Genomic DNA, 2,113 nt, shown 5'->3' on the forward strand with positions numbered 1-2,113 from the left:
GAGCGATCGCCATATCGTTTACTGAGATTCTCGCTGCACGTCTTCAGCTACCCGCTTCAGGCGTTGTAGCTGTGCCTGCATATCTTTCTGGGTCCAGCTTGCAGCGAAGGTATTGAAGCCGAACCGAACGATCGGGTTAGAAGCGTCAAACTCAAATCGATTTAGCAGCCGAGTTCCCGCTGCTTCTGGGCTGCATTCCCAGCGATCGCGCCCTTTAAAAAATCCTTCAAATCCCCAGACCACCAATCCCGGAGATCGCTCCACTACCACACTTCGGAGGGTTGGTTGCAGGAGCGGCACCTGAATCACAAATCGACTCTGGCTGCCAACCTCGGTGGACCAAGGGCCTATAGGCTCGCAGCGCAAGACGGGATTGAGCCAGCGATGCATCAAAATACGATCGGTAATGCAGCGCTCCACAATGGTTGCGCTGGCGTTGATTAAAACCTGTTGTTCAAATACAGACATCGGGCGGTGCTAAAACGCTGAGAGCAGGTTGAGGAAATCATACAAAATCCAGGTCTGGAACGACGATCGGACTTGCTCGATTCACCGAAATTCTTCATAAAGGTAGATGAAAATCCTCTGACTAAGGCATAGCATCATCAGCGAAGTCCAATACGGTTTCTAGAGTGACCGTAACGTGATGCCGAGAACACTTGCCGAAGCGGTTCATCCCTGATGATTGCTCTTGTCAGAATTGATTCTCGCTGTCACTTTTTATTTTTCTGTCATGCGATAAAGCTATGAGCGTAACTTGGCAAGTGATAACTCAACCGTTTAATTTTGGTGTGTGGACTGGTATCCATTTGTTTCTAGCGCAAGCGTCACCCGCGCCAGCAAATCCACAGCAAGCAATTCAGGAAAGCGCTAGAGAAAGCGTGGATTACGTGCAGGATTTGTCGGGTCGAGTCATTGCATTTTTGCCGAATCTGATTGGCGCAGTGCTCGTTCTGCTGCTTGGGTTGCTGATCGCGGCGATCGTCTCCGGTATTGTGCGAGGAATTCTCAAGCGCACCAACATCGACAACCGGATTGCCGCAGGGGTAGCTGGTCACAGAGACACGACCGATTTACCCAAAGTCGAAGACTTGGTTGCCAACATTGTGTTTTGGGTGATTGTGCTGTTCACGGTGGTCGCCGTGCTACAGACGCTTCAGCTACCTGCGGTTGCAGGACCCCTGAACCAGTTCTTAAACGGCATCATTGGCTTCTTGCCAAATCTAGTTGGTGCAGCGCTGCTGGCAGGCGTTGCTTGGGTGGTCGCCACGATCGTCAAACTGATTACGACTCGCGGGTTGCAGGCGGTGCGCTTTGATGAGCGCTTGGGACAGCGCCCTGACCCGCTGCCGGACACGGTATCTGCCGCAAATACAACTCCAGGTCCCGATCTAAGAACAAACCGAGTCTCACTGAGTGAGACGATCGGCAACGTCCTCTATTGGTTTATTTTTCTTCTATTCCTGCTGCCCATTCTCGACACGCTGAATCTGAATCAGGCACTACAGCCCGTTCAAGATTTGATCAATCGGATTGTGTTGAGTATCCCCAACATTCTGATGGCGCTGCTGATTGGGGCAGGCGGCTGGTTCTTGGCGAACATTGTCCGACAGATTGTCACGAACTTTTTGGCAGCGTCGGGAGCCGATCGATTGGGAGCACAGTTTGGGCTGCGCTCGACTCGCGGCGGACAATCGCTGTCGAGCATTCTGGGTACGCTGGTCTACGTGCTGATTCTGATTCCCACCGCGATCTCGGCTCTGCAAGCGCTCAACATTCGGGCAATTTCTGATCCTGCGGTTTCCATGCTGAATCAGGTTTTCAGCACGCTGCCGCAGATCTTTACCGCCGCGCTGATTCTAATTCTGGGCTATGTGGCTGGCAAGTTTGTTGCCGACTTAGTCACCAGCATTTTGGGCAGCTTGGGCTTTGATAACATCTTCAACTGGCTCGGCATCCAAACCGCTCCTTACGCACCGACTCCGCCGCCTTCCGTGTCACAAAGTACAACGTTCCAAACTGGGGAAACTGTACTGCAGCCGGATGTGCCCCGATCTGTGACCAAGACACGATCGCCGTCGGAAATTGTCGGCATTATTGTGCTGGTTGGCAT

Annotated in this window: 2 protein-coding genes; one reads left to right on the forward strand and one right to left on the reverse strand. The window is 52.4% G+C overall.

Annotated features, from left to right (window positions below):
* Window positions 1-18: 18 nt before the first annotated feature.
* Window positions 19-468 (reverse strand): SRPBCC family protein, encoded by a 450-nt coding sequence (locus tag H6F43_RS04960; RefSeq protein ID WP_190341250.1) that lies wholly within the window; start codon window positions 466-468, stop codon window positions 19-21.
* 278 nt (window positions 469-746) lie between these two features.
* Here H6F43_RS04960 and H6F43_RS04965 point away from each other — a divergent pair.
* Window positions 747-2,113 (forward strand): mechanosensitive ion channel (locus H6F43_RS04965; protein ID WP_190341252.1); only part of this gene is annotated, 1,367 nt, incomplete at its 3' end.

It is taken from the genome of Leptolyngbya sp. FACHB-36 (assembly GCF_014695955.1).
Classification (GTDB): domain Bacteria; phylum Cyanobacteriota; class Cyanobacteriia; order Leptolyngbyales; family Leptolyngbyaceae; genus FACHB-36.

Excerpts from the sequence above, each read along its gene's own strand:
- H6F43_RS04960 (WP_190341250.1), bottom strand. The coding sequence starts at position 468 with ATGTCTGTATTTGAACAACAGGTTTTAATCAACGCCAGCGCAACCATT.